The sequence below is a fragment of the Streptomyces sp. PU-14G genome (genome assembly GCF_041028275.1).
In the GTDB taxonomy this organism is placed as follows: Bacteria; Actinomycetota; Actinomycetes; order Streptomycetales; family Streptomycetaceae; genus Streptomyces.
The window spans coordinates 1-3,578 of sequence record NZ_JASKYT010000509.1 but is presented as its reverse complement, the minus strand read 5'-3'; the positions used below and the strand labels follow the sequence as shown (position 1 = coordinate 3,578).

Annotated in this window: 3 protein-coding genes; 2 read left to right on the top strand and 1 reads right to left on the bottom strand. The window is 71.5% G+C overall.

Translation table 11 applies throughout. The features are described 5' to 3' along the window. Positions 1-308 precede the first annotated feature (308 nt). A complete protein-coding gene (locus tag AB8Z75_RS32480; RefSeq protein WP_369208336.1) occupies positions 309-908 on the top strand; it encodes an Lrp/AsnC family transcriptional regulator in 600 nt (199 codons plus the stop codon). Positions 909-934: 26 nt separating this feature from the next. Here AB8Z75_RS32480 and AB8Z75_RS32475 read toward each other — a convergent pair whose 3' ends face one another. Beyond that, positions 935-1,546: a TetR/AcrR family transcriptional regulator gene (locus tag AB8Z75_RS32475; protein WP_369208334.1), complete on the bottom strand. Its 612-nt coding sequence runs from the start codon at positions 1,544-1,546 to the stop codon at positions 935-937. Between the two features lie 279 nt (positions 1,547-1,825). Between AB8Z75_RS32475 and paaN the strand changes: the two genes are divergently transcribed. Further along, a complete protein-coding gene (paaN, locus tag AB8Z75_RS32470) occupies positions 1,826-3,529 on the top strand; it encodes a phenylacetic acid degradation protein PaaN (RefSeq protein ID WP_369208338.1) in 1,704 nt (567 codons plus the stop codon). The last annotated feature ends 49 nt before the right edge of the window (positions 3,530-3,578 follow it).

The following is a 3,578-nucleotide window of genomic DNA, read 5'->3' as shown; positions in this document are numbered from 1 at the left end:
GGGCCGSCAGGAGGGGGGAGGCGCGGGGGCGTAGGTACCTGGCTGCTCTAGAACCGTCATGACGAGCACCTCCTCGTGCGGCGGGCTACCGCGTGCCGCGGGTCGGTACGCCACCCACCGCACGCCTGGCGCGCCGGCCTGCCGATGGCCGAACCACCGGCAGGCCGGGACGGTGACCGCGTGGGCCACCCCTACCGATTGTTCGGTCGCCGGCACATTTTGGCTACGGGTGGCCCCAGCCTGTGGACAAACGGCTCGCAGGGCCGTTCGATGACCGCAGGGTGTCCACGCAGGGGAGGTGGGGGACCGTGCCAGATGAACAGATGGCCCACGGATCGGAGGAAGCGGCTCAGGGGCCGGCCGAAGCGGTCCACGGGCCGGAGGAGGCGCTCGGGCCGCCCCGACAGACGAGCCACCGCGCCGAGCCCCGTCCCGACGCCCGCGCCGACGCCCGTCCTCCGGCCAGGCCGCTCGACGCGATCGACCGGGACCTGCTGCGGCTGCTCCGTGCGGACGGCAGGGCTTCCATACGGTCGGTCGCCGAACGCGTGCACGTCTCCCGTGCCAACGCCTACGCGCGTATCAACCGGCTGCTCGACGACGGCGTCATCCGCGGGTTCAGTGCGCGCATCGACCAGGAGCGGGCGGGGCACGGTGCTTCCGCCTACATCACTCTCAAGATCGTCCAGAACTCCTGGCGCAGCATCCGCGAAAAACTCCAGGAACTGCCGGGTGCCGCACACATCGCACTGGTCAGCGGTGACTTCGACGTGCTGCTGCTGGTGCACACCCCGGACACCAGGGCGTTGCGGGACCTGGTGCTCACCCGTATCCAGTCCTTTCCCGAGGTGCTGAGCACCCGGACGCTTCTGGTGTTCGAGGAGACCGATCTGGAACCGGGACCGTAGCGGCGCGGCTGATGCCCCTGCGGGGGTCAGTGGGTGCGCAGGCCCGCGAAGGCGGTGCGGACCACGGCCTCGGCGACCTCCGCACTGGTGTCGCCGCCATCCGCGCCGTGGCCGGAGGCGGCACGGTCGGGGCGGTACCACTCGGCGACGGAGTTGATCATTCCGAACAGCAGCCGCGTCGCCAGCCGCGCGTCCACGTCCGCGCGCAGGTCACCGTCGGCGGCGGCCTGCTTGACCAGCTCGGCCACCCGCTGGTCGAACTCGCGGCGGCGACCCATCGCCCACACCTCGGTGTCCGTGTTGCCCCGCACCCGCAGCAGCAGCGTCACGTACGGCAACTCGGCCATCAGGACCTCGACCGTGCGGCGCGTGACGTGCTCCAGCCGTGCCACCGCGCGCCCCTCGCACGCCGCGGGCTCGTCCAGCACCGCGAACAGACTGTCGAGCGCGCGGCTTATCGCCCGGTGCAGCAGCTCCTCCTTGCCCCGCACGTGGTGGTAGATCGAGGACTTGGAGATGCCCGCCGCCTTGGACAGGTGCTCCATCGAGGTGCCGTCGTAGCCCCGCTCGTTGAACACCCGCACGGCGACGGAGAGCAGCGAGTCGGGCGTGTAGGTGTCGCGCTTGACCGTGGGCATGCGGCCGATGCTAGCCGGGGCGTCACCGACGCCGGCCGGGACGTCGAGCGGGGCCCTGCCGCGGGCCGTCGGCTCGCCTGGGGTGCGGACCGTCTGGTCAGCGCCGTGATCAGGGGCCGGAGGAAGTTATCCACAGGTTCGTGGACCCCCTTGCACCGACCGATCGTTCGGTAGCAGTATCTCTCACGTGAACGGCACCGGCAACGCTGCGTGCCCGAGCAGCCCCGCACCACCGTCGCCACCCGCATCCCGTCCCAGCTCAGCGAGGAGTTGGTCCACGTGACCACCGGTACCGCAACGACCACTGCCCAGCTCATCGACAAGCACCGCCCCACCCTGGACCGCGCGCTGGAAGCGATCCGCACCCGCGAGTTCTGGACCCCGCACCCCGAGCATCCCAAGGCGTACGGCGAAGGGGCGGCCGAGGAGGGCAAGGCGGCCTTCGACGCGCTCCGGGGCAGCCGGTTCGAGCTCCCGGGCCAGCCGGTGTCCGGCGAATGGGTGGCCACCGAGGTGTCGCCGTACGGGCTGGAGATGGACATCTCCTACCCGCGCGCCGACGAGGGCGCGATCGATGCCCTGCTGCCCGTCATGCGGGGTGGTCTGCCGGCCTGGCGGAAGGCGGGGCCCGCGGGGCGCGCGGCGGTCTGCCTGGAGATCCTGGCGCGGATCAGCGCCCGCACCCACGAGTTCGCCGAGGCCGTGATGCACACCAGCGGTCAGGCGTCCATGATGGCGTTCCAGGCCGGCGGGCCGCACGCGCAGGACCGGGGCATGGAAGCGGTGGCCTATGCCTACGCCGAGCAGATGCGCACCCCCGAGCGAGCCGGCTGGGAGAAGCCGCAGGGCAAGCGCGAACCGCTCCGGGTCAGCAAGGAGTTCACCCCCGTCGGCCGCGGCGTCGCGCTGCTGATCGGCTGCAACACGTTCCCCACCTGGAACGGCTTCCCGGGCTTCTTCGCCTCCCTCGCGACGGGCAACGCCGTGCTGGTCAAGCCGCACCCCCGGGCGGTCCTCCCCCTCGCCCTGACGGTGCGGATCGCCCGCGAGGTCCTCGCCGAGGCGGGGTTCGCCGCCGACCTGGTGGCGCTGGCCGCCGAGGCGGAGGGAGACGGCATCGCCAAGGACCTGGCCACCCGGCCCGAGGTCCGGGTGATCGACTACACCGGGGGATCCGCCTTCGGCGAGTGGCTGGAGTCCCACGCCGGCCAAGCCCGCGTCCACACGGAGAAGGCGGGCGTCAACACCGTCGTCATCGACTCCACGGACGACTACGCCGGCATGCTCGCCAACCTCGCCTTCTCCCTCTCCCTCTACAGCGGCCAGATGTGCACCACTCCGCAGAACCTGCTGATTCCCGCCGCCGGCATCAGCACCGAGTCGGGGCACAAGGGCTACGACGAGGTGGTGGCGGATCTCGGCGCGGCCGTCGCGAAGCTGCTGGGCGACGACGCACGGGCCAACGCCCTGCTGGGCGCGCTGGTCAACGAGCAGGTGCGCGGACGCGTGGAGACGGCCTCCGCGCTCGGCGAGGTCGCCCTGCCCTCCCGCGTGGTGGAGCACCCGGAGTTTCCCGGAGCCACGGTGCGCACCCCGGTGATCGTCAAGGCGGACGGCACCAAGCAGGAGGAAGACGCGCCCTACCTGGAGGAGTGCTTCGGTCCGGTCTCCTTCGCGGTTGCTGTCGGTTCCACCGACGAGGCGCTGGAGCTGCTCGGCCACACCCTGGCTACCAAGGGCGCCATGACGGTCTCGGCATACACCACCTCGCCCGAGGTGGCCCGTCAGGTGGAGGAGGTCTGCTTCACCGAGCCCGCCCAGCTCTCGCTCAACCTCACGGGCGGCGTCTACGTCAACCAGACGGCCGGATTCAGCGACTTCCACGGTTCGGGCGGCAACCCGGCGGCCAACTGCACCCTGTGCGACGGCGACTTCGTCTCCGGTCGATTCCGCGTGGTGGAGGTGAGGCGGATGGCGCAGTGACGTCCCCTTGAACGCCCGCCTCACCGCGGCGAGCCGCCCCGCTCCCTCC

What these genes read in the sequence shown, in the direction of transcription:
- AB8Z75_RS32475 (WP_369208334.1), bottom strand. Translation starts at nt 1,546, where the DNA reads ATGCCCACGGTCAAGCGCGACACCTACACGCCCGACTCGCTGCTCTCC.